The 25,338-nt window shown below is 37.7% G+C and carries 24 protein-coding genes; 9 read left to right on the top strand and 15 right to left on the bottom strand.

All coding sequences use genetic code 11. The features are described from left to right. Positions 1 to 177: 177 nt before the first annotated feature. Positions 178 to 1,815, bottom strand: coding sequence for a CTP synthase (locus FNN08_RS09390; protein ID WP_143585086.1), 1,638 nt, complete (start codon positions 1,813 to 1,815; stop codon positions 178 to 180). Positions 1,816 to 1,989: 174 nt separating this feature from the next. Between FNN08_RS09390 and FNN08_RS09395 the strand changes: the two genes are divergently transcribed. Continuing rightward, positions 1,990 to 2,406, top strand: coding sequence for a secondary thiamine-phosphate synthase enzyme YjbQ (locus tag FNN08_RS09395; protein ID WP_143585088.1), 417 nt, complete (start codon positions 1,990 to 1,992; stop codon positions 2,404 to 2,406). Here the strand turns inward: FNN08_RS09395 and FNN08_RS09400 are convergent. The 6 genes from FNN08_RS09400 to rlmD form a co-directional block, all read right to left on the bottom strand. Further along, entirely contained in the window at positions 2,403 to 3,557 is a 1,155-nt protein-coding gene (locus FNN08_RS09400) for a DUF3083 family protein (RefSeq protein WP_185962613.1), read from the bottom strand. The two genes, FNN08_RS09395 and FNN08_RS09400, sit on opposite strands and share 4 nt — an antisense overlap. Before the next feature lie 146 nt (positions 3,558 to 3,703). Further along, complete coding sequence (locus FNN08_RS16360) at positions 3,704 to 3,847, bottom strand: hypothetical protein (RefSeq protein ID WP_185962614.1); 144 nt, start codon at positions 3,845 to 3,847, stop codon at positions 3,704 to 3,706. Positions 3,848 to 3,913: 66 nt separating this feature from the next. After that, positions 3,914 to 4,525, bottom strand: a complete 612-nt coding sequence (locus tag FNN08_RS09405) for a hypothetical protein (protein WP_409574602.1) — start codon at positions 4,523 to 4,525, stop codon at positions 3,914 to 3,916. Positions 4,526 to 4,548: 23 nt separating this feature from the next. Then, positions 4,549 to 5,343: a nucleoside triphosphate pyrophosphohydrolase gene (gene mazG, locus FNN08_RS09410; RefSeq protein WP_143585277.1), complete on the bottom strand. Its 795-nt coding sequence runs from the start codon at positions 5,341 to 5,343 to the stop codon at positions 4,549 to 4,551. Between the two features lie 25 nt (positions 5,344 to 5,368). Further along, positions 5,369 to 7,567: a GTP diphosphokinase gene (gene relA, locus FNN08_RS09415; RefSeq protein ID WP_143585092.1), complete on the bottom strand. Its 2,199-nt coding sequence runs from the start codon at positions 7,565 to 7,567 to the stop codon at positions 5,369 to 5,371. A gap of 46 nt (positions 7,568 to 7,613) precedes the next feature. After that, a complete protein-coding gene (gene rlmD / locus FNN08_RS09420) occupies positions 7,614 to 8,936 on the bottom strand; it encodes a 23S rRNA (uracil(1939)-C(5))-methyltransferase RlmD (RefSeq protein ID WP_143585094.1) in 1,323 nt (440 codons plus the stop codon). Between the two features lie 113 nt (positions 8,937 to 9,049). Here rlmD and barA point away from each other — a divergent pair, with 113 nt between their 5' ends. Continuing rightward, on the top strand, positions 9,050 to 11,842 hold the full coding sequence (barA, locus tag FNN08_RS09425) for a two-component sensor histidine kinase BarA (RefSeq protein ID WP_143585096.1): 2,793 nt from the start codon (positions 9,050 to 9,052) through the stop codon (positions 11,840 to 11,842). A gap of 36 nt (positions 11,843 to 11,878) precedes the next feature. On the opposite strand, the gene acpS is transcribed toward barA, so the two are convergent. From acpS to FNN08_RS09460, 7 genes are all read right to left on the bottom strand, one after another. Then, complete coding sequence (gene acpS, locus FNN08_RS09430; protein ID WP_143585099.1) at positions 11,879 to 12,259, bottom strand: holo-ACP synthase; 381 nt, start codon at positions 12,257 to 12,259, stop codon at positions 11,879 to 11,881. Positions 12,260 to 12,291: 32 nt separating this feature from the next. Beyond that, positions 12,292 to 12,852 carry a YqgE/AlgH family protein gene (locus tag FNN08_RS09435; RefSeq protein ID WP_143585101.1) on the bottom strand — a complete coding sequence of 187 codons (561 nt, stop codon included), beginning with the start codon at positions 12,850 to 12,852 and terminating at the stop codon, positions 12,292 to 12,294. A 29-nt stretch (positions 12,853 to 12,881) separates the two neighbouring features. Beyond that, positions 12,882 to 13,835 (bottom strand): glutathione synthase, encoded by a 954-nt coding sequence (gshB, locus tag FNN08_RS09440; RefSeq protein WP_143585103.1) that lies wholly within the window; start codon positions 13,833 to 13,835, stop codon positions 12,882 to 12,884. A 52-nt stretch (positions 13,836 to 13,887) separates the two neighbouring features. Further along, entirely contained in the window at positions 13,888 to 14,619 is a 732-nt protein-coding gene (gene rsmE / locus FNN08_RS09445; RefSeq protein WP_143585105.1) for a 16S rRNA (uracil(1498)-N(3))-methyltransferase, read from the bottom strand. A 224-nt stretch (positions 14,620 to 14,843) separates the two neighbouring features. Beyond that, complete coding sequence (gene metK, locus FNN08_RS09450) at positions 14,844 to 16,031, bottom strand: methionine adenosyltransferase (protein ID WP_143585107.1); 1,188 nt, start codon at positions 16,029 to 16,031, stop codon at positions 14,844 to 14,846. A 217-nt stretch (positions 16,032 to 16,248) separates the two neighbouring features. Next, the gene (locus FNN08_RS09455) at positions 16,249 to 17,370 is read right to left on the bottom strand and encodes a PilT/PilU family type 4a pilus ATPase (protein ID WP_409574605.1); all 1,122 of its coding nucleotides are present in this window, start codon (positions 17,368 to 17,370) and stop codon (positions 16,249 to 16,251) included. A gap of 7 nt (positions 17,371 to 17,377) precedes the next feature. Further along, on the bottom strand, positions 17,378 to 18,421 hold the full coding sequence (locus FNN08_RS09460; RefSeq protein ID WP_143585111.1) for a type IV pilus twitching motility protein PilT: 1,044 nt from the start codon (positions 18,419 to 18,421) through the stop codon (positions 17,378 to 17,380). Positions 18,422 to 18,455: 34 nt separating this feature from the next. Between FNN08_RS09460 and FNN08_RS09465 the strand changes: the two genes are divergently transcribed. From FNN08_RS09465 to tadA, 7 genes are all read left to right on the top strand, one after another. Continuing rightward, positions 18,456 to 19,142 (top strand): YggS family pyridoxal phosphate-dependent enzyme, encoded by a 687-nt coding sequence (locus tag FNN08_RS09465; protein WP_143585113.1) that lies wholly within the window; start codon positions 18,456 to 18,458, stop codon positions 19,140 to 19,142. Between the two features lie 53 nt (positions 19,143 to 19,195). Further along, positions 19,196 to 20,011, top strand: a complete 816-nt coding sequence (gene proC, locus FNN08_RS09470) for a pyrroline-5-carboxylate reductase (protein ID WP_143585115.1) — start codon at positions 19,196 to 19,198, stop codon at positions 20,009 to 20,011. Positions 20,012 to 20,135: 124 nt separating this feature from the next. Then, positions 20,136 to 20,684, top strand: a complete 549-nt coding sequence (locus FNN08_RS09475; protein ID WP_143585117.1) for a YggT family protein — start codon at positions 20,136 to 20,138, stop codon at positions 20,682 to 20,684. A gap of 97 nt (positions 20,685 to 20,781) precedes the next feature. Beyond that, complete coding sequence (locus FNN08_RS09480) at positions 20,782 to 21,237, top strand: DUF4426 domain-containing protein (RefSeq protein WP_143585119.1); 456 nt, start codon at positions 20,782 to 20,784, stop codon at positions 21,235 to 21,237. A gap of 61 nt (positions 21,238 to 21,298) precedes the next feature. Beyond that, positions 21,299 to 21,886, top strand: a complete 588-nt coding sequence (rdgB, locus tag FNN08_RS09485) for an RdgB/HAM1 family non-canonical purine NTP pyrophosphatase (protein ID WP_143585121.1) — start codon at positions 21,299 to 21,301, stop codon at positions 21,884 to 21,886. A gap of 61 nt (positions 21,887 to 21,947) precedes the next feature. Further along, entirely contained in the window at positions 21,948 to 23,093 is a 1,146-nt protein-coding gene (gene hemW, locus FNN08_RS09490; RefSeq protein WP_143585123.1) for a radical SAM family heme chaperone HemW, read from the top strand. A gap of 18 nt (positions 23,094 to 23,111) precedes the next feature. Then, on the top strand, positions 23,112 to 23,639 hold the full coding sequence (tadA, locus tag FNN08_RS09495; RefSeq protein WP_143585125.1) for a tRNA adenosine(34) deaminase TadA: 528 nt from the start codon (positions 23,112 to 23,114) through the stop codon (positions 23,637 to 23,639). Between the two features lie 254 nt (positions 23,640 to 23,893). Here the strand turns inward: tadA and mltF are convergent, their stop codons facing one another. Next, entirely contained in the window at positions 23,894 to 25,297 is a 1,404-nt protein-coding gene (gene mltF / locus FNN08_RS09500) for a membrane-bound lytic murein transglycosylase MltF (protein ID WP_143585127.1), read from the bottom strand. Between the last annotated feature and the right edge of the window lie 41 nt (positions 25,298 to 25,338).

A 25,338-nucleotide genomic window follows, 5' to 3' on the forward strand; every position in this document is an offset into this window, starting at 1 on the left:
AACTGAATATATTGGCCCTATCTTAAATTGAAAAAAGATAAAAATCTTTTAAAAATTGCATGTTGCTACAATGTTTTTTTTCATCTTTATGATCAGTTTTAAAAGATACGATTGTATTAAAAATAAAGCCGTAAAAATAATAAAGCCGCAACAAACGGTTGCGGCTTCAAAATTTGATTATTTGCTTTGTAACTTTTGGTGCTCAAACGCAGCAGCAACAAAACTTTCAAATAAAGGGTGTCCATCACGAGGAGTCGAATTGAACTCAGGGTGGAACTGACCAGCAACAAACCATAAGTGCTCTGGGATTTCGATCATCTCTACTAATTTTTTATCCGCAGATAAACCAGAGAATACTAAACCAGCATCAGATAACTGTTGGCGATAGTTGTTGTTTACTTCGTAACGGTGACGGTGACGCTCAAATACACTTTCGCCGCCATAAATTTCTGCTGCTTTAGTACCTGCAACTAGATGACATTGCTGTGAACCTAAACGCATTGTGCCGCCTAAATCTGAGTTAGCATCACGCATTTCGATTTGGCCGTCTTCATCTAACCATTCTTCAATTAAACCAACTACCGGGTGCTGTGTTTCTTCATTGAATTCTGTTGAATGAGCATCAGCCATGTTGGCAACGTTACGAGCGTATTCGATTAACGCCACTTGCATGCCTAAACAAATACCAAAATATGGCACATTATTTTCACGAGCATATTGAGCCGTTAAAATTTTACCTTCAACGCCACGCTCACCAAAACCACCAGGAACTAATAACGCATCAACACCTTGTAGTGCTTCCTCGCCCTTTGTTTCCACGCTTTGTGAATCAATGTACTTAATATTTACAGTCAGCTGATTTTGAATACCGGCATGTTTTAATGCCTCGTTAACCGATTTATAAGCATCAGGTAATTCAATGTACTTACCAACCATACCTATAGTTACTTCGCCCATAGGGTTTGCTTCTTTAAATAATACCGTTTCCCACTCATGTAAGTCAGCTACAGGCGCATCAATGCCAAAGCGTTTACAAACGATTTCGTCGGTACCTTGAGCAACAAGCATTGCTGGAATTTTATAGATGCTGTTTACGTCACGCATTGACACAACAGCTTTCTCTTCTACATTACAGAATAAAGCAATCTTTGCTTTTTCATTTGCAGGAATAGGCCCTTCACTACGACATACAAGAATGTCTGGGAAGATACCAATTGAACGTAATTCTTTAACAGAATGCTGAGTTGGTTTAGTTTTAATTTCACCCGACGCAGCTAAGTAAGGAACAAGCGTTAAGTGCATGAACATAGCACGTTCACGGCCAACTTCTACACCAAGTTGACGAATAGCTTCTAAGAATGGTTGTGACTCGATGTCACCTACTGTACCACCAATTTCTACCATGGCTACATCGTAACCTTCAGCGCCTTCGATTACTCGACGTTTAATATCATTAGTAATATGAGGAATAACTTGAATTGTTGCGCCAAGAAACTCACCACGACGCTCGCGTGCAAGAATACCTTGATAAATTCGGCCAGTAGTAAAGTTGTTTTTCTTGGTCATTTTGGTGCGAATAAATCGCTCGTAGTGACCTAAATCTAAGTCAGTTTCAGCACCGTCATTAGTAACAAATACTTCACCATGCTGAATTGGGCTCATGGTACCAGGATCAACATTGATATAAGGATCAAGTTTTAGCATGGTTACTTTTAAACCACGGGCTTCTAAAATAGCGGCCATTGAAGCTGCAGCTATGCCTTTACCAAGGGATGATACAACCCCACCAGTTACAAAAATATATCTTGTTGTCATTTGATGCCCAAAAATAAGGAATTAACAGAAAATTGTGTTTGCTATCAGTGTAGCAGGACGGGGCGCAATTGTAGCAAAAACAGACACAAACGACAATAAGCAATTGCCCCATCGCTTTAAGAATATGTTATAAATTAAATAGTGTATGGCTAGGTATAGGGAAAGTGAAAAAATATGTTTTATCAACAACAAGTTATAGTAAAATCTAAGAGTAGAGGCTTTCATTTAATTACTGATGAGATAAAAAGCCAACTCCCTCATATAAGTAAAATTGAAACCGGCCTAATGCATTTATTTTTGCAGCATACTTCAGCCTCAATAACCATTAATGAAAATGCAGATCCTACTGTACGTTATGATATGGAACAGCATTTTAATCGTTTTGTGCCCGAAAACGCTCCTTATTATCAACATGATTATGAAGGGCCTGACGATATGCCTGCTCATATTAAAAGCTCAATACTAGGTTGCCAACTAACTGTTCCTATCACCAACGGTCAGCTTGCACTTGGCACATGGCAAGGAATTTACTTAGGTGAACACCGAGATCATGCTAGCGCAAGAAGATTAATCGCTACAATTCAAAGTTAAAGCTCATTGTCGCTGTCAATATTAGGAAGATAATACATTAAGTGTTGGTGGAACCTTAACGTTATTGTATCTTTTTCTTTTGAATAGCCTAGTTCACGGCAAAGCTCTTTTAATACCTGAGTTAGGTGATTAACGAAGCGTCCATAGCCACGGCGATTAGCATTGTTCGCTGTCGCTATAAATACTAATTTAATGGTATCGACTAAGTTTTTACTATCCCATTGACTCACATAAAGCCCACCACTACCTTCAGTTTTAAAACCTAGGTTAACAATCTCCCCTTGTGGTAATACATAGTTTTCATTGTCTTGTCGAATAATAGGTACTTTGCCATTAGCAACTAACGCTAACTGATTTAAATTATAATTTTTTGCTATTTTTACAAATAAATCACTTACGTAAGTATAAAGCGGATTATATGGGTCATCGGCACTCTCATCTATTTCACAACTTTGTAAAAGTAGCTTATTAATCGGTAAACTTGCTACTGCAAATGTCATATCATTTTTACTTTCCGGCATTAGCAGAGCTTGTTGTTGATAGCGAGTATTTATCGGCCTAAAGCCATGTGTAATTGTATTTTTATTGCCTTTATTATTAGCAAAAATATCATAGGTCAGATGCTGGTGGTCACGTATTTTAAATGAGCCAACATCTAACTTAAGCTGCTTAGCTAGTGCATTCATCAAATTACTTACACGTAAGTGAAAGTTTGGCGCTTGAGCTCGAATATCGTCACCTGTGGCTAAAAATAATAATTCAATCTTATCTGCTAATAAATCGGGATTAAAAAACGTTCTTAAACCTGTATGGATTTTAGGGTTATACATAAACAGTAACTGCTGCTTTGTTTCAAGCACATTTTGCTCTTCACAAAACATAACCCTAACCAATTTGTTTTTTGCAATAAAACTCACATTCGCTAAATCAAAACGCTCACATAAATCAAAAAATAGATGACTTAAATGGCGATAAAAATCAGCAAAATACACATCAGATGAATTACCTTTAGTAAGTAATTCAACTAATGCTAAGCTAGGTTTGAATTCAACCAATAGATATTGGTTTTCGCGGGCATTGCTTGGCACGTAAACTTTATGTGCTGCACTTCTTTTTCGAATCAGATTGATTCGAGAATTAGTTTTTAACATCATATTACTCCTTTAAGTTGTGCTTAAGAGTAATATCGGTTTATGACTTAGCTATGACGCTTGAGTTAAGCTTTTGTGACAGGGACTAGCAATATCAACCCAGGCAGTATTGATATTGCTTAATGTGACTAGTTATAAAGACAGTGTTATAAAACTAACAGTAAAATAACAATTAAAGGCACCACAATAAACACAGTATATAAAAAAGCATTATCGGCAAATTTCGCTTCTTTCTTAACAGCTTTATGTTTTACTGGTTTTTTCTTAGGTTTTCTTATTTTTTGCGTCATAAATTCGTCCTTTTATTATTTTTATAACAAGCTCAATTGTAAAAAACAATACCTTTATCGGCCCAATTAATCTTTATAACCCCAAGGCGCTTTAGGTGGTGTTATGCTTTTAGTTAAATCAAAATCTACCCTAAATTCGCGCCCTTCTCTAACCATACGATAAGTGAACACTTCCGGATAAATATACATTTGCCATGTATTACCATTTGATTGTGGGATACCTAAACGCACAAACAGCTCTTTTGAATATTGATCGGCAGGGAATGATTGTACTTGCGGCCAACCGGCATCTAGCGTGTGTCCACCGTACATAGTTGATTCATCGCTAGTACCATCTTTGTGGCGATGATCGTGCTTTAATGACAAACCACTACCAGTTTTGGTTATTATCCATGTTCGCGATGAATCATCACCAACATGAAAAGGGATTTGCAATTCACTGTCACTACACTTACGTACATGCATGATTAAGGCTTTATCACTAAAGCTACTTGATGGCGCATTATCAACGGTTATTTTACCAGCAAAAGCTTTACCGCAATATTGCTTAATATTATTGAAATAAGCATCTTGAGCGGTGATTGAAACTAGCGGAGCTTCATTGGCAACACTCGCTTGCGAGCTAAGCAGTATCCCTAACGCACTTACTTTAATTATGTTTTTGATTCTGAAAATCATGGTTTTCCCTTAAAAATAAAATTTTATTGTGCTTTTGCTTTAAGCCAAAGCGATTCTAGATACTCAATTGAAGATTGCTTGATATCAAGGTTTTGCTGAAAATGGTGTTGCTCTATATATTGAAAACGTTTAGTAAATTTGCGACTTGCTTGGCGCAATAATTTTTCAGGGTCTTGTTTAGCATGACGAGCTAAGTTAACCACCGCAAATAGTAAATCACCAATTTCTTCGTTAACTAATTTTTGATTCACCGTTGCTGCATTTAACTCTACTTCAACTTCATTGACCTCTTCTTTTACTTTAGCCAATACATCAATAATATTATCCCAGTCAAAACCGACATGGGCACAACGTTTTTGGATTTTAGCAGCTTGCGATAAAGCAGGTAATGCCTTTGGAATATCATCTAACACACTACGTTGTTGATTCTTGGCAAGGCGTTCTTTGGCTTTTTCATTTTCCCAATTAACTAAAACTTCCGCTTCGTTAGCAAAACTTTCTTCAGCAAATATATGGGGATGACGACGCATAAGCTTTTCACAAATAGCGCTTACTACATCGCTAAAATCAAAACGGTTTTGCTCTTGTCCTAAACGAGCATAAAACACTATTTGAAACAACAAGTCACCGAGTTCTTGTTCAAGCTCTTGATAGTCATTAGTTTCAATTGCCTCTGCCACTTCATACGCTTCTTCAAGCGTATGAGGTACTATGGATTGAAAGTTTTGTTTCAAATCCCAAGGACAACCTTGCTTTGGATCACGTAATTTACTCATGATCCAAACCAGTTTATCTATCGATGCCGGTGCGTCTTTCATCACTTATATCAATCCTGATTCACTGTTAACTACGAATACGAGTTACACTCATAATTTCATCAATTTGATTAATTTTATTTATTAATCGCTCAAGAATTTCATTATTTGCTACCTCCAATTTAAACTCCATTATGTATAGATGATGCTTGTTATCTAAACGAGAAGACATATCTAATACATTGGTTTTTTCATTGGCAATAATGGTCGTTACATCACGTAATAAACCTTGGCGATCACCCGCTGTGATTTGAATAGCCGCTTGATAAACATGCTTATGAATATTACCCCATTGCACTTCAACTAAGCGCTCAGGAGACTGTGATAATAAATTTTGTAATTGGTCACAGTCTTTACGATGAATTGAAATGCCACGCCCTTGAGTAATGAAGCCTTCAATAGTATCTCCTGGCACAGGTTGGCAACATTTAGCCATATGGGTAAGTAAATTACCAACACCCGAGACTGTAATACCATTACTGTCAACATGCTGTTTTTCAGCTTGTTGACGAATAACTAATTTAGGATCAATTTCTGCAACTGGCTTAGATTTTTCTAACTGGAATTGTAATTGATTTACCACTTGTGCAAGCTTAACTGAGCCATTACCTATTGCAGCGTGTAACTCTGTTATGTTATTTGCATTAAAGCGTTTAAACATTGCTGGAGTAAAATCTACACCACTTAAATCTAAGCGTTGAATTTCACTATCAAGTTGCTCTTTACCCGTTTGTATGTGCTTGTCTTTATCTAATAATTTAAAAAAGTGCTGTACTTTAGAGCGCGCTCTTGCTGTAAAAATGTAGCCTAAATTAGGATTTAACCAATCACGCCCTGGCTTGCTATTTTTACTAGTTAATATTTCTAACTGCTCACCAGTTTTAAGCTTATAAGTAAAAGGTACAATACGACCATCTACTTTAGCACCAGTACAACGATTACCAACGTTGGAGTGAATATAATAAGCAAAATCTAATGGCGTCGAGCCATTAGGTAAATCAATTACATCGCCATTTGGGGTAAACACATAAATACGATCTTCAAAGACTTCATTACGTAATTCATCAACCAACTCATCCGAGTCGCTAACATCTTCTTGCCATTGCAGTAACTTACGTAACCAATTTATTTTTTCATCAAAGCCGCCCACTTTGCCAGATGCAGAGCCTTCTTTGTAACGCCAGTGTGCAGCAACACCTAGCTCGGCATCATCATCCATTTGTTGAGTACGTATTTGTATTTCAACCGACTTACCTTCCGGCCCAAGTACTACGGTATGAATAGACTGATAGCCATTTGGCTTAGGAGTGGCAACGTAATCATCAAACTCACTCGGTAAATGCTTCCAATTAGTATGAACAATACCTAATGCACCGTAACAGTCTTGTAATTGTTCAACCACGATTCGCATTGCTCGAACGTCATAAAGCTGAGTAAAGTCGAGTGACTTTTGCTGCATTTTTTTCCAAATGCTGTAGATATGCTTTGGTCTGCCATAAACTTTACCTTTAATACCTAACTCGTCCAGTTTATCTTGAATAGACTGCACAAAATTAAGCATGTATTGCTCACGATCGAGACGTTTTTCATCGAGTAATTTAGCAATATTTTTATAGGTAACTGGGTGTAAGTAGCGAAACGAGATATCTTCAAGTTCCCACTTTAACTGACCAATACCTAAGCGATTAGCAAGCGGAGCGTAAATGGCTGCAGTTTCTTTGGCGGCAAGAACACGAGTTTCTTCATCGGCATCTTTAACGGCAATTAAGTTGCACACACGCTCGGCAAGTTTAATTACCACAGCACGCACGTCTTCCACCATTGAAAGTAACATGCGACGCAGGTTATCGATTTGTCCAGAGGCAAATTTAGTACCACTTGGTTGCTGTAAACTTCTAATAGCATCCATTTGATGAACGCCTTTAACCAAGGTAAAAATGGCTTTACCATGATTTTCTTCAATAGAGTCTAATGCTATTACTTCATTTTCAATTAAAGGGACTAGCATTGCAGCGCATAAAGACTCTCGATCTAAATTTAAACTAGCAAGGATCTCGACCATTTCTAAGGCTTTCTTCTCTGCTGCGTAATTATCTGCAAAAACGTCTTTTAATGAATTCCATAACGCTTCTATTGCTTGGCTTTTATGTGCAGATAAATCTAAGTCTGCTAACCAATTCTCAAAACTTTCTGACGACATCTGGTGAGATTTTCTCACTGAAACCATGTTGTTACCTATTCTAAACTTTAATTTTTAATTCTATGCTTGAAACTTATTTACGAGTAAAAAGTGCCATTGTTTCTACATGGCGGGTTTGTGCAAACATATCCATCAAACCTAATTTTTCTAATCTATAGCCGTTGTCAATTAAGACTTTTGCATCACGAGCCATAGTTGCCGGATCACAGGATATATAGAGTATCGTTTTTATATTTAGTTCGACAATGTTTTTAACCGCATTAAGAGCACCAGCTCTAGCTGGGTCGAGTAAGACTTTATTTATATTTTCATTAAACCATGGCCAATCAGATTGCTCAGCATTAAGATCCGCTTGGTAAAACTTAGTATTGGTTAATGCATTAATTCCACTATTTGTTGTTGCTCGCTCAACCATAGCATCAACCCCTTCGACGCCGATAACAGAGTTAACTTGCAAAGCAATCGGTAAGCTGAAGTTACCTAAACCACAAAATAAATCTAACACATTATCTTCAGCGCTTAACTCTAACCACTGGCAAGCTTGTTCAATCATTAGTTGATTTAAATTAGCATTGACTTGCACAAAATCAGTCTCACTAAATGAAAACTTACACCCAGCTGCTTGATAAGTTAGTGCTTGCGTTGCTTGTTTATTTAAATCAACAATACTATCTTCGTTTTGCAAGACTAGTTGATAGTCTTTGTCTTGAGTAAAGTCAGTTAATAACTGTACATCTGCTTTTGCTAAATCTCGTATATGGCGAAAAATAACTCTTGGCTGATCTGCTGCGATAACTTCAATATGTGAAATCGCTTTTTTGGCCGATAAGGCATTAATAACCGCTGTAAACTCACTAAATTCTTGGCTAAAAGTAGAAGTTAAAATTGGACATGACTTAATTGCTGTTAATGTATTTGAATTTTTTTGTCTAAAACCAACAATAGCCTGAGCGTGCTTATTATATTGCACCCCAATACGAGCCTTACGGCGATACCCTAATGAAGGCGATGTTAATGGTTCACACCAAGGTAAATCTATAAGCTCAGCATTACGGCGAAGTAACTCAGCTACTTTATTTTGCTTATAAGAAAGCTGTGCCTGAGTTTGCATATGCTGTAAGTCACAGCCGCCACACTGATAAAAATGTTTACACTCTGGCTGCGCTCTTTGCGAGGATAAATTAGTTAACTTTATTACTTTTGCACGTAAATATTTTGATTTTTCTTCAATAACTTTAACCGTCGCCTGCTCACCGGGTAATGCTCCACTGACAAAAACAGGCTTTTTGTTGAGTCTTGCAACACCATCACCATTGATATCTAAGCGTTCAATATCTATAGTAAAGGTCTGATTCAAGTTGTTTTTTTTAGCACTCGGTTTATAAAAATTAACCATTTATATGTTGACCTTCGACAAGCTTGTGAGATGATGATACTAATACCAAGTTATTAAATGAGTTGGCTTGGTATAATCAATAATTCAATAATAACACGGATTTCTACTCAAAGATGAATAAAGTATCCCTAAGAGAATGGATATTATTTCTTACCCTTTTCCCTACAGTTATCGTTGGGGTATTACTCGGTATTCTATTTGCTAGTGATAGAACCAGTGATTTAAAACAAGGCATTGAAGAGAAAACTCAAATTATTGCAGAAGCTATTTCTCAATCGACTGCCCATGCGATAGAAATTCAAAATTTCCAAGGCATCAATATCTTTGCCAACTTACTGCACAATGATAATTCAGAAATAGTTCGTACCGTATTTGTCTACGACATCGACAACAAATCAATTTTAAGTACATCACAACGTTATTCTCCGCGCAGCTTTCGATATGAAGATGGCCCAATTGATACCATGGTCCAACATAAAAAAATTATCGATGGTGGTTATGCGCTTTATAAACCAATCAGACATTTACGACCGTCCATAGATGGCATGCCTTCTTTTGAAAGGTTATACGGTTACTTGGTAATAAATGTTACCGAAAGAACCATTGCCGCCAAACAGCTAGACATGCTATTTAGTTCTCTCGTATCTTTAATGTTAGCTTCTATTATTTGTAGCTTATTTAGTCGTAAATTAATGCGCATGTTATCTGTGCCAATTAAAGACATGAATAAAACCGTATTAAGCATAAGAGAAGGAATACTGTCGGCTCGAGCTGAGAAAGTTTGTGAGGGAGAGATTGAATTCCTACGCATTGGCATTAATAACATGGCGCAAGCCATTCAAGACTACCAATTAGATCTTGAGGAAAATATTGATCAAGCCACTTTAGATATGCGTGAAACCTTAGAACGTTTTGAGGCACAAAACGTAGAATTAGATCTAGAAAGAAAAAATGCTCAGCAAGCGAGCCAAGTAAAATCAGAATTTTTAGCTAATATGAGTCACGAGTTACGTACTCCGCTAAATGGTGTGATCGGCTTTACCAAACAAGTATTAAAAACACCTCTGAGCGATAATCAACGTGAATTTTTAACTACGATTGATGGCTCAGCAAACAATCTGCTAAGTATCATTAATGACATTCTTGATTTTTCAAAGTTAGACTCTGGACATATGGTTATTGAAAAAATTCCATTCTCGTTCAGAAATTCAATTGATGAAGTCATTATTTTACTTTCCCAGCAAGCACATCAAAAGAACTTGGAGTTATCTGTAAATATCAATGCTGATATTCCAAATTCACTTATCGGTGATGCGATGCGTGTGAAACAAGTGGTGATTAACCTATTAGGTAATGCCATTAAGTTTACTGAAAAGGGCAGCATCACAGTTGATATCAACTATGAGTTATTAGAAGATTTAAATGTAGAAATAACAATTATCGTTACCGATACAGGTATCGGAATTAACGAGGCGCAACAAGAAAGTTTATTTGAAGCATTTGGCCAAGCGGATAAAAGTATCACCAGATTATACGGCGGTACTGGTTTAGGGTTAATTATTGCTAAACACTTAGCACAAGAAATGTCTGGTGATATTAGCTTTAATTCACAACAAAATCATGGTTCAGAATTTACCTTCAAATTTCAATGTGAACTTAATCAACTACCTATTGATGATATTATTTTACCGACAGATCTTATTAATAAAAGCATTCTTTATTATGAGCCGCACCCACACAGTCGCTTAGCTACAATAGATATTCTTAACTCATGGAAAATGCAAGTAACCGCGGTCACCTCTCTGCAAGATTTAACTCTTAAGCAGCATCTTAAAAATTATGACTTTGCTTTACTCGGTTTTACTGTAACAGCGACAAACATCGATGATATAAAAAATATTATCCAAGCATTAAAACCATCAGTTGAGCAAATACATATTGCCATAAACAATAGCTCGTTAAATTTAAAAGATACCTTTATTAACGCAGGCGCTAGCTCTTGTATTAGTAAACCAATTACGTCAACTATTTTAGACAAATACCTTTCAACTAAAACCAAAAAGCTAATCAGTAAAAATAAGGCCGCGTTTACACCTGAAAAACTACCTATAAAAGTACTCGCTGTTGATGACAACGAAGCTAATTTAAAATTGATGACTACCTTGCTGGCAGAAAAAGTAGAACATATTGTCACCGCAACCAATGGTAGAGAAGCTTTACTACTGTGCCAAAAAGAAACTTTTGCCATCATTTTTATGGATGTACAAATGCCAATCATGGATGGGGTAACGGCAACGCAAAAAATTAAATTAGATTCAATGAACCTTGATACAAGCATTATCGCAGTTACAGCCCACGCTATGCCGGGAGAGAAAAACAACTTAATTGAATCTGGATTTGATGGTTATATGACAAAACCTGTTGATGAAACGATGCTTACCCACCTTATTTATGAGCATACCAATATAGAACTACCTCACCAGGGCTTAGTTGACAGTCATTCACAATTAGTCGCGGTGCAAACTGAATCAGAGTTCATCGGCATATTCGATTGGAACCTTGCATTATCAAGGGCGGCAAATAAACCTGAGCTGGCCGCTGAAATGCTGACTATGTTAGTAGCCTCTCTACCAGCAACTAAATCATTGATTGAACAAAATATGAAACAAGCTGACTTACCTAGCTTAGGAAGTGAAATTCATAAACTCAATGGTGCATGTTGTTATAACGGGGTGCCTAGTTTAGAGAAAATTAGCCTGCAAATAGAATCAAATATTAAAAGTGGTTTTAGTTGTGATGATATTGAGCCTGAGTTGTTAGAGCTGTTTGATGAAATAGATAAGATCCTTGAATCAGCTGATGCATTTTTTCAGCAGAACCACATACAAGAGCTAATAGAGAATTAGAAACTTAAAGGTCAGAGTTAGTGATTATTTATCTGATTAACGGGATAACACCACAAAAGCTAAAGCGTACTCTTTCTCATCAGATAAGCTAATATGAAAATGTTGAGCTTGCATTTGCTTTGCTATTTCAAGCGCTCTTCCAGTTAAAGTTAGGATCGGTTGACCACTTTCTAAATTACTAATTTCAAAGTGTTGAAACGATATGCCATCGGCAATGCCCCTGCCAAGAGCTTTTGCTGCGGCTTCTTTCCCAGCCCAGCGCTTTGCTAAAAAACTAACCGCTTGTTTGCTATTTTGATAGGTTTGATATTCAAGCTCTGTTAAAACTCTTATAGCCAAACGCTCTCTGGCTTTTTCAGCCATGGCTTTAATACGCCCTATTTCAACAATATCATTGCCAATACCTACAACAGACATAGCTCTCTCTTAGTTATACCAATATAAAGTTTTTATGCATGACCAACGTCAGAAGATAAATGGCCGAGATCTATACCCAGCTTTTCTGCAGCTTTCTGCCATCTTAGTTCAATTGGTGTATCAAATAATATTTCTGCATCAGCGGGGATATTTAACCAAGAATTTTGCTGAATTTCAGCTTCTAATTGCCCAGGTGACCACCCAGCATAACCTAAAGCAACCATAAATTTCTCAGGGGCATCATCAGTACCTAGCGCAGCTAAAATATCTTTTGATGTCGTGATCATAATATCTTTACCTAGCTCTAAAGAACTATCCCAGCCAGCTTGACTACTATGTAAAACAAAACCACGATCAGGAGCAACAGGACCGCCAGCTAATACTCGTTGACTTAATGATTCGACGTTATCGTCCTCACTGCTCTCTTTAAATTGAGAAAGTAATTCTTTTAAGCTAATGCGCACAGGAATATTAATCACTAACCCCATAGCACCACTATCATTATGTTCACAAATATAGGTAACCGTTTTATGAAAATAAGGATCGTTCAAGCTAGGCATGGCTATCAAAAATTGATTTTCTAAACTATCCATAAACGCTCCTTACTCACTTTGATAAATAACTACTTAGTTTGCAATTGCTCTTCAATTGCATCCATTAACTTGCCACTAATATTAATTGGGAATGCCGCTTCTATTTCTCTGATACAAGTTGGGCTAGTAACATTAATCTCAGTAACTTTATCTCCAATTACATCTAAGCCAACAAAGTATAAGCCTCGCTTTTTAAGCTCAGGTGCAATAGTTTCTGCGATTAATCTATCACTTGCAGATAATGGACGAGCTTCGCCACGACCACCTGCGGCTAAGTTGCCACGCGTTTCACCTTGAGCAGGAATACGCGCTAAGCAATATGGCATTGGTTCACCATTAACAATCAATATTCGCTTATCACCTTCAAGGATCTCTGGCATATACTCTTGCACCATGGCATACATACTGCCGTGATTTGTTAATGTTTCAATAATAACGCCAACGTTCGATTCACCTGGTCCCATTCTAAATATCGAAGAGCCCCCCATACCATCGAGTGGCTTTATAATGATATCTTTATGTTCACTGTGAAAATCACGAATACGCTGGGCACTACGAGTAACTAATGTGCGCGGGGTTAAGTCTGCAAACCACGCGGTAAATAATTTTTCATTACAATCACGTAAGCTTTGTGGCTTGTTCACCATTAGCGTACCTTTTAATTCAGCGCGCTCTAACATGTAAGTGGCGTAAATGTACTCAGTATCAAAAGGTGGATCTTTACGCATTAAAACAGCATCTAAACTAGCCACTTCAATATCTTGCTTTTCTTCTAGCTCGTACCACTTTTGTGGGTTATCAAAAACGGTAACTTTTGCGGCTGTAGCACGACACTCACCTTGATCTAAATAAAGATCCTTCATTTCCATATAATAAATTTCATAACCACGCTTTTGCGCTTCTAACATCATCGCCATACTTGAATCTTTAACTACATTTACTGTAGAGATTGGATCCATAATTACGCCAAGTTTAATTGCCATTTTATTTTCCTAAATTTATTTTTTGCATCTAAGCTAATCACTATTATTGATATTAGCTCAAGTCACCAAATTTACATTGTAATGCAGTAATTGCTGTTAAAGCCGCAGTTTCTGTTCTAAGCACTCGTGGCCCGAGTAAAACTTCAGTATAGTTGCCGTTACTGGCTAATTCGATTTCTTCATCTGTTAATCCCCCCTCCGGGCCGATCAACAAACGAACACGTTTAGAGCTTAATGGTAATCCCATTATCGAATGCTCAGCTCTTGGGTGTAAATTAATTTTTAATGCTTGAGTTTCTTCATCAAGCCATTCTTGCAATGCCATAGGCGCTCTTACCTGTGGAACAACCGCTCGTCCACTTTGTTCACAAGCACTTATGACTATTTTTTGCCATTGCTGTCGCTTTTTTTCTAAACGCTCGGCGTTTAATTTTACTCCACAACGTTCAGTAAATAGAGGAGTAATAGTATTTACCCCCAGCTCAACCGATTTTTGTAAAGTAAAGTCCATGCGATCACCACGTGATATCCCCTGACCTAAATGGATATTAAGTGGTGATTCATTGCCAATTGCAACGCCAGATTTCACTTCAGCCTTAGCATTTTTTTTATTCACTTCGGTTAAAATGGCTGGATAATCACTGCCATCACCATTAAAAAAGGTAAGCTCATCACCCACCTTTAAGCGCAAAACGCGGATAACATGACCAAAAGCATCATCAGATAATGCTGTTTCATTACCTACCGTAAATTCTGTTTCCTGAAAAATTCTAGGATTACTCATATAGCGAAATCACTCATATAAATCATTACCTTAAAGATAAGGGCTAAGTTATTAATAAACAATAGTTAACTACAATTAATACCAAGTTGAATAAACATTCGATCATTTTGTATCGTCTAACGACCACCTCTGATGGAGCTAATAAAATAGCTATAACAACAAAAAGGCCAAGTATTAACTTGGCCTTAAAAATAATTTATTAACTGTCTATTATTGAGTTTAGCTTATAAACCAGCAGCTGCTCTTAGTGCGTCCGCTTTATCAGTTTTTTCCCAAGTAAATGCAGTAAAGGTATCATTGCCCACTGTCACTTCAAATGGCTCACGACCAAAGTGACCGTAAGCTGCAGTAAGCTGATACATAGGGTGTAATAAATCTAGCATCTTAGTGATACCGTATGGACGTAAATCGAAATTTTCACGAACGATTTCTACTAACTTTTCTTCGCTAACTTTACCTGTACCAAAGGTTTCGATAGAGATAGACGTTGGCTCTGCAACACCGATAGCATATGAAACTTGGATTTCACAACGATCGGCAAGACCAGCTGCAACAATGTTTTTAGCAACATAACGACCCGCGTACGCTGCACTACGGTCTACTTTTGATGGATCTTTACCAGAGAAAGCACCACCACCGTGACGAGCCATACCACCATAAGTATCAACAATAATCTTACGACCAGTTAAACCACAATCGCCAACAGGACCGCCAATCACAAAACGACCAGTTGGGTTAATGTGGTACTTTGTATCAGCAGTTAATAATTCTTCTGGTAATGTGTGCTTGATAATATTTTCCATTACCGCTGTGTGTAAATCTTCTTGTGAAATATCAGGGTTATGCTGAGTTGATAAAACTACTGTATCGATTGCTACCGGCTTATTATTTTCATAAATAAAGGTAACTTGTGATTTAGCATCTGGGCGTAACCATGGTAGTACACCAGATTTACGAGCTTCAGCTTGACGCTCTACTAAACGATGAGAATAGTATAAAGGCGCCGGCATAAGAGTTTCAGTTTCATTGGTTGCATAACCAAACATTAAACCTTGATCACCTGCACCTTGCTCTTCAGGGCTTGTTCTATCAACACCTTGCGCAATCTCTGGTGACTGTTGACCAATTAAATTCATGATGCCACAAGTTTCACCGTCAAAGCCTACATCTGATGATGTATAACCAATATCACTGATAACATTACGAGTGATGGTTTCTAAATCAACCCAAGCTTTAGTTGTAACTTCACCTGAGATAATTGCCACGCCAGTTTTAACCATGGTCTCACACGCAACACGTGCATTTTTATCTTCAGCAATAATAGCATCAAGTACGGCATCAGAGATTTGATCTGCGATTTTATCTGGGTGACCTTCAGATACTGATTCTGAAGTGAAATAATGTTTAGTCATAATGTCTCTTAATCTTTAATAAATTCACAAATAGATACGAATGAACAGCAAAATTAGCCCACTAATAAATCTATTTATTGATAATGGCGAGAATTCTACCCTGATTAAAAAAATAAATCTACCTTTTTACGTCTAGACGGCTAAACGTTTTTTAAATAAAAAAAAGCCAACACTAAAGTTGGCTTTTAAAGAGCATTATTAATCGCTGTTAAGCCTATTAATCTAATCCATCCAATGTTGCACCTTTAAGTGCACCAACGCCACCTTGATCATTACTGCGGAGTTTGATCATTAAGCGTAAATCGTTCGGAGAATCAGCATTATGTAATGCGTCTGTGTAACTAATATCACCAGACTCATATAAATCAAATAAGGCTTGGTCAAAGGTTTGCATGCCAAGCTCACGCGATTTAGCCATAACTTCTTTGATGTCGCCAACCGCACCTTTTTTAATTAACTCTCCAACATAAGGGGAATTAAGTAAAATTTCGATTGCCGCTTTACGGCCTTCACCATCACGAGTCGGCACTAGTTGTTGCGCGATAATACCGCGTAAGTTTAAGGCCAAATCAAATAATAACTTACCATGTTGATCAGCTGGTACTAAATGCATAATACGGTCAATTGCTTGGTTGGCATTGTTAGCATGCAGAGTAGCAATACATAAATGCCCGGTTTCAGCAAAACTTAATGCATGTTCCATGATCTCTTGTGAGCGGATCTCACCAATTAAGATAACATCAGGCGCTTGACGAAGAGAACTTTTAAGTGCGGCATCAAATGACTCGGTATCCATGCCAACTTCACGCTGAGTGATCATTGACTTGCCATGCTCATGCACAAACTCTACAGGGTCCTCGATGGTTAAAATATGGCCACGAGCATTACGGTTACGATAGCCAATTAATGAAGCCATCGATGTTGATTTACCTGTACCGGTACCACCAACAAAAAGCACTAAGCCTTTTTTCGACATAACCACATCTTTTAATACCGGAGGTAAGCCAAGCTTATCAACATCAGGAATATCGGTAACAATCCTACGTACAACCATTCCAGGCATTTCACGCTGCCAAAATGCAGAAACACGGAAACGACCAATGCCTTCAACAAAAATCGCATAGTTACATTCTAAAGATTGATGGTATTCTTTAATTTGCTTCTCTGTCATCGAGCCTTCAACGATTTCTAAAGCATCTTCTTTCGTTAAAATCTTGTCATCAATAGCGGTTAGCTCACCATTGATTTTTGCACTCGGCGACATTTTCACTGTAATGAATAAATCAGATGCGTTCTGACTCACCATAGTTCTTAATAAATCATGAAAATACATAGTTATTCTCTAATTAGTAAGTTTTAAATTGGTTCTTATCTGCTGCTTTTGACATAGCATCTTCACGAGTAATAAGACCTCGACTCATTAGATTTTGCAAACATTGATCCATGGTTTGCATACCGTGTGACATACCAGTTTGGATGGCTGAATACATTTGTGCAATTTTATCTTCACGGATCAAGTTACGGATCGCCGGCACACCAATCATAATTTCATGAGCAGCAACTCGACCACCACCAATTTTTTTAATTAGCGTTTGTGAAATAACAGCGCGTAGTGACTCTGATAACATTGAGCGCACCATAGATTTTTCTTCTGCTGGGAATACATCAACAATACGGTCAATGGTTTTAGGTGCAGAAGTGGTATGTAAGGTACCAAATACTAAGTGACCAGTTTCGGCTGCGGTCATCGCTAAACGAATGGTTTCTAAATCACGCATCTCACCAACTAGAATAACATCGGGATCTTCACGAAGCGCTGAACGTAATGCTGCATTAAAGCTTAGTGTGTCACGGTGAACTTCACGTTGGTTAATTAAACATTGCTTGTTTTCGTGCACGAATTCGATTGGATCTTCGATGGTTAGGATATGGTCACGTTTATTTTCATTAATATAATCAACCATAGCGGCTAAGGTAGTTGATTTACCCGAACCCGTTGGACCAGTAACGAGAACCAAACCACGAGGGTTTTCAGAAATTTGACGGAAAATATCCGGACAGCCTAAATCATCTAATGATAAAATTTTACTCGGAATGGTACGAAATACCGCTGCCGGCCCACGATTTTGATTAAACGCGTTTACCCTGAAGCGAGCTAGATTAGGTACTTCAAAAGAAAAATCGACTTCTAAGTTTTCTTCGTATTCTTTGCGTTGACGATCAGTCATAATGTCATACACTAAAGCATTAACTTCTTTGTCTTCTAACGCAGGAATGTTAACTTTACGTATATCGCCATCAACACGAATTGCCGGAGGCATGCCTGTTGATAAATGTAAATCGGATGCATTGTGTTCAACACTAAATGCTAATAACTCAGTAATATCCATAATATCCCTAATTTATATATGTTGTAGAATAAAAATGATTAATATCGCCGCTAACCTCACTAAAATTAATGAGGAAATAGAAATTGCCAGCAATAAAGCCAATCGCTCATCTGCAACCGTGAGCTTGTTGGCTGTAAGTAAAACTAAACCTTCTCAATTAGTTCAGCAAGGCTATGACGCCGGGCAACGTCAATTTGGTGAGAACTATGTTCAAGAAGCCGTAGATAAAATCCACGAACTTGCACACCTAACTGACATTTGTTGGCACTTTATCGGACCAATTCAATCAAATAAAACCCGACTCATTGCAGAAAATGTATCCTGGGTACACAGTGTCGACAGAATAAAAATTGCAAAACGCCTTAATGAACAACGTGATAACAACATTACCCCGCTAAACGTTTGTTTACAAGTGAATATTAGTGGTGAGCAGAGCAAATCAGGCGCCTTGATTAATGAAGTAGCTGAATTAGCAGATTATATAAACAATTGTGAAAATTTAACCTTACGCGGACTTATGGCGATCCCAGAAAACAGTAAAGATGAAGCCGTCACTCGTAAACGATTTAAACAGATGCAGACCTTGTTTAATCAATTACAGCACCAATATCCTAGTGTAGATACCCTTTCTATGGGCATGAGTGGTGATTTAGCCATAGCGATTGAATGCGGAAGTACGATGATCAGAGTAGGTACGGCTATTTTCGGCAGCAGAAGTTAGAAAAGTTGACCATAGAAGCTAAGATTAAACGAATAAAAAATGTAGGTATAACAATGAGTAAAGTTGCATTTATTGGTGCAGGTAACATGAGTAAAGCCATTATCGTTGGCTTAATTGAGCAAGGTTTTAGTGCCAGTAATATCATGGTCAGTAACCCGAGTGCACCTAAAAGAGAAGCTCTCGCCAAACAATATGGCCTTAAACATACCGATGATAATATCGAAGCGGCTAATTTCTGTGACACAATTGTATTATCAGTAAAACCGCATTTAATTAAACAAGTTTGCCAACAACTTGCAAGCAAAATAGACATCAGCAACAAGTGCTTTATTAGCTTAGCTGCCGGTATCACTATCGAACAAATTCAATCGGCACTTGCTCAGCAAGCGCCAGTAGTAAGATGTATGCCTAACACGCCATCGCAAGTAGGTTTAGGCATGACAGGAATGTTTGCAAGCTCAGAGGTAACTCAAGTCCAACATCAGTTTTCAAATGATTTGCTAGCTGCGGTAGGAAAAGTTATGTGGCTAGAAAGCGAAGCTAAAATCGATGATTTACTTACGGCATCTGGCTCAGGCCCTGCTTATTTCTTTGCGTTTATGGAAGCAATGCAAAAGCAAGCACTCGCTTTTGGTTTTAGCCAAGAAGAGGCTCGCGAGTTAATACAACAAACAGCGATTGGCGCTGCGACTATGGTGGTTGAAAATGCTGATACCGACATAGCGACATTGCGAGAGAATGTGACATCTAAAGGTGGTACCACGCAAGCGGCTCTTAAAGTATTTAGCGATGGTAAGTTAGACGACTTAGTAAGCCGTGCAATGATCCGAGCCAAAGCACGATCAATTGAAATATCAGAAAGTAATTAATTGAATCAATTATTTAACTCTTTGTACTTACTATTTTTAACTTATCTTTTTATTTAGTTAAGTTATTATAATACCAAGTTAATTAATGAACTTGGTATAAACCAAACCATTTTCCGGAGTATTCATGGAAGCTGTAAATTATATTTTAAATTTTGTTTTTGACACCTACCTTTTGGTTTTATTACTTAGGGTATGGTTGCAGGCTGCACGAGCTGATTTTTACAACCCATTTAGTCAATTCGTAGTAAAAATCACTAACCCAGTAGTCATTCCATTTAGACGAGTAATTCCAGGTATTGCCGGCATTGATATGGCAACCTTAGTTGTCGCCTTAATTATCGCTTGTGCTAAATTTGCCGTTTTATCGTCACTTAACGGTCAGCCTGTTGATTTAGTTTCTGTGCTAATTATTGGTGCATTGTTCTTTACTAAACAAATTGGTTATTTAGTGTTTATGGTTATGTTGATCATGGCATTAATGAGCTGGGTTGTACAAAGCCGCAGTCCGGTGCAATTAGTATTTCAACAATTAACAGAGCCTTTACTGCGCCCTATTAGACGTCTATTACCGGATCTTGGCGGCATTGATTTATCTGTTCTAATCGCTTTTTTACTGTTAAACGTAATTAACATCGGCATTGGTAGTGTGTTACCTATTTGGCGAATCTTATAAACTTAATCGCCGACAAAGATACTTAGTCGATTAAATTTACCATTAGCCGCTATAATTAAGTAATGGCTTATAAACAAGCGATACAAGAGAGGTAATTATGTTTACTCTAACGGTGCAAAAATTCTATAAATCAGTAGCAATATGTTTATCTTTACTGTGTTTTTCATCTTTTAGTAACGCTGAAAATATGAAAATGCTAGATCAATTAGAAGTACACTATATTGGTTTATCAACTTCAATTTTACAGCCTGAAATAGCCAAACAATACAATATTGAGCGCAGCCGTTATCGTGGTTTCGTTAATATTTCCATACTCGATACGAGTAAAGAAGGTAAGCCGGCAATAACCGCTGGTCTTTCAGGCTCTGCAACCAACTTAGTTGGCCAACGTATGCAATTAGAGTTTGAACAGATCAAAGAAGGTAGTGCAATTTATTATATTGCGATAGTTAAATATCCAAATGATGAAACTTATAATTTTGATATAACCATCAACAATAACGGCAAAGAGCACAAGCTCAAATTTCAACAAAAATTTTATATTGAACAGTAATATCAATAATATTGAGTTGGCAGGACTAACTCGACTTATAATTTAAACTAAAAGAAAAACTATGAGCAAAATTGTTTTAGCCACTGGTAATCCAGGTAAAGTAAAAGAACTTTCACACTTATTAGGTCAATATAATATAGAGATCGTGCCGCAAAGTGATTTTAACGTTATTGACGCAGAAGAAACAGGTACAACCTTCGTTGAAAATGCAATAATTAAAGCGCGTCACGCGGCTAAAATCACTGGCTTACCTGCGATTGCTGATGATTCAGGTTTAGAGGTCGATTATTTAAACGGCGCACCCGGTATATACTCATCTCGCTACGCAGGAGCCGGCTGTAATGATAACGACAATAACGAAAAGCTACTGTCGGCATTAGCTGGTGTTGAACGTAAATTACGCACCGCAAGATTTCAATGTGTACTTGTGTATATGCGTCACGCTGACGATCCTACGCCAATAATCTGTCAAGGTACTTGGGAAGGTGAAATAGACATTGCCAGACATGGCGAACAAGGTTTTGGTTACGACCCAATTTTTTGGTTAGAACAACAAAACATGTCTTCAGCACAATTACCAAGAGACTTAAAAAACCAATTAAGTCACCGTGGCAAAGCGTTAGCTAAACTAGTCCAACACTTTAGTTAACGTTTTGATCAAGTTGTTCAATTCACCTTAGTTTGCTCATACCATATATAAGAGATCTAATTTGCTTACATTACCTCCTTTATCACTCTATATTCATATCCCTTGGTGTGTGCAAAAGTGTCCTTATTGCGACTTTAATTCTCATGCACTCAAAAGTGATATTGATGAGCAAAAATATATTGAGCACTTACTTAGCGATTTAGATAGCGACATAGCTCGTTTTGGTATCACAAGAGCTTTACATTCCATTTTTATTGGCGGCGGCACCCCAAGTTTATTTTCAGCCCCAGCAATAAAGCTATTACTTGATGGAGTTAAGCAACGCTTTGCTGATAATCCAGAGATAGAAATTACCTTAGAAGCTAATCCTGGCACTGTTGAAGCAGATAAGTTTAAAGGCTTTAGTGACGCTGGGGTTAATCGCCTATCGGTTGGCGTGCAAAGCTTTGCTTCAGACAAATTAATTAAACTTGGTCGAATTCATGATAGTGAGCAAGCGATCCGCGCAGCAGAAATAGCAAACTCATGTGGCGTTAAAAGCTTTAATTTAGATTTAATGCACGGACTAGAGAATCAAACCATTGAGCATGCGCTTGATGATTTACGCCAAGCTATCGCCCTAAAACCTAAACATTTATCTTGGTATCAATTAACAATTGAACCAAACACCGCATTTCATTCAAAACCTCCAAAGTTGCCACAAGATGACACCCTTTGGGCAATTCAAGAACAAGGTTTTGAGCTATTAGCACAGGCGGGCTATCAGCAATATGAAGTTTCAGCGTTTAGCCAGAGTGAAGAATTTCAATCAAAACATAATATAAATTATTGGCAAAATGGTGATTACCTAGGAATAGGTTGTGGTGCCCATGGCAAGATAACATCCGTTGATGAAAATAAAATATATCGCACTGTTAAGGTAAAACACCCAAAAGGTTATATGGATACAGAGCGAGTACATTTAGATCATTTAACACAGGTGAGCGAAGCTGAGCGCCCGTTCGAATACATGATGAATCGCTTAAGGTTGTTTAAACCATTTAGCTTACAAGATTTTGAGCGCTCTACAGGATTATCTGCCGCTCATATTCACCAACAATTACGCACAGCCCAAAATAAACAGCTACTTAGCGAACAGCAAGGCCAGTGGCAAACGACCTTACTTGGCCGTCGCTACCTCAATGACCTGTTAGAGCTATTTATTTAAAAAAACATGAGCCAAAGTATGAATATTACTAATGTAGAAGCTAACTTTACTGAGCAAGACCATAAGTTTATGCGTTTAGCAATAGAGCTTGCCGATAAAGCAGAAAGTCAGGGAGAGATACCTGTTGGCGCCGTGTTGGTTTGCGACAATAAGGTTATCGCGCAAGGTTGGAATCAGTCGATTCAATTACACGACCCATCCGCACATGCAGAAATGATTGCAATAAGACAAGCTGGTAATACCGTAGAAAATTATCGCATGCTCGATTGCACGCTGTACGTTACATTGGAGCCTTGCCCAATGTGTGCTGGATTATTAGTACACAGCAGGATAAAAAAATTAATCTATGCTGCAGCTGATTTAAAAACCGGCTCAGCAGGAAGTGTGTTTAACTTAACGGCAAATGATAAGTTAAATCATCAATTAGAAGTACAATCTGGCTTGTTAGCCGATGAATGCAGCACAAAGTTATCGGCATTTTTTAAACGCCGCAGAGCAGAGAAAAAAGCATTAAAACAAAAAGTTCAAGCGAATAAACAACAGTAATTCTAGTTATCGCTTTCTTGCTCAGATTCTTGTTTATTCATTAATACCACACGAAAATACACTCTATATCGGCCATTCACCTTACGATGTGAAGCTTTTAGCTGACGTCGTCTTTGATTACTTTTACAGGTACGGTTTCTGATAATAACTCCAAGCCATTATGGCTGCTCTATAAGTTTTTAAATTCACAATTTTAATACCACACTGAGCTTACCTTGTTAATATGACATTAGTATGACAAACCTAACCTTAAACTATTGCTCTGAAGGTACTATAGTGCTTTGCTGTTTTTCATCAATAAACACCAAGGTATCGTAATAACCTCTGATATTTTCAACATAACGCACTGGCTCATCACCTCGAGCATAACCATATTTAGTATTTTTATAGTATTTGCGCTGTTTTAATAAAGGTAAATATTCTTTCACATCAACCCAACGATCTGGATCGCCACCTAGCTGCTGCGTAATAACACGGGCATCTTCCATGTGACCCCAGCCCACATTGTAAGCCGCTAATGCAAACCAACGGCGATCCGGATTTTTAATTCTGGCCGGGATACGGTTGATTAGTTTCTGAAAATATTTTGCGCCGCCACGTATACTCTGCTCTGCGTCAATACGACTGGTAACTCCCATTTGTTTAGCCGTTGGTAGGGTAAGCATCATCATGCCACGAACACCTGTAAATGAGCGAGCTCTTGGCTCCCAATGTGATTCTTGATAGCTGATAGCGGCTAAAAAGCGCCAATCCATATCACTACCATAGCGCTGAAATAATTCTTTGTATTTAGGCAGTTTACTATCGATAGCTCGAATAAAAGTTCGAGTATCTACGTAATCAAACTTTTTAATATGGCCATAATATTTTTCATTTAGAGTAAGCAGAGTACCGTCATGATGAACTTCACCAAAAAACTCTATCAGAGACGAGAATAACGAATCATCACCTTTTTTACTTAACACCCAAGCAATAGGTTTAGGCTCTTGAATGGTAAAGCCAACGCTAATTTCTGGATAATAACGACGGTTAATCGCTAACGAGTTACTGTCAGCAATAGTAAAATCAATTCGTTCATCTAATACTTCTAGCAATAATTCATCACTATCAAACTCATCTGTTTCAGTCCAGATTAAGCCAGGATAATCTTGCTTTAGTTGTTGCAAATTTTCGGCATGACTTGAGTGCGCAGAAACCTGTAACTTGCCGTCTAAATCTTTTAAATTTCGCGGCCAAGGCTTGCCTTGTTTGAACACTAACTTTTGGCTAATTTCAGTATAGCTTGGAGAAAATCGGTAATTTTTTAAACGCTCAGGAGTAACCGACAAGCCAGCGGCAAGAATATCGACTTCACCATTATCGATTTTTGGGAATAATTCTTTAAGGGTATAACTAGGTACAATTTCTAGTTGCACGCCAATTGAATCAGCATACTTTTGTGCTAACTCAAACTCAAAACCTTTTGGGCCTTGCGCGCCTATATAATAAGTATTAGGCCCAAATAGAGTACCAACACGTAACGTACCTCGCTTTACAATTTCTTGTAAATCAGCAGGTTGCTCGCTTTCATTACAAGCAGACAAAAAACTTGTACTGACTAATAGCAATAAACAAAGTTTAACGAAACGGCGATTGAATTTATTTATAATTTTTTTCATATGAAATTCATTGTGTCGTCATTTTCATTATTTTTACAGTC

The sequence above is a fragment of the Thalassomonas sp. M1454 genome (assembly GCF_007097525.1).
GTDB lineage: Bacteria > Pseudomonadota > Gammaproteobacteria > Enterobacterales > Alteromonadaceae > Thalassotalea_A.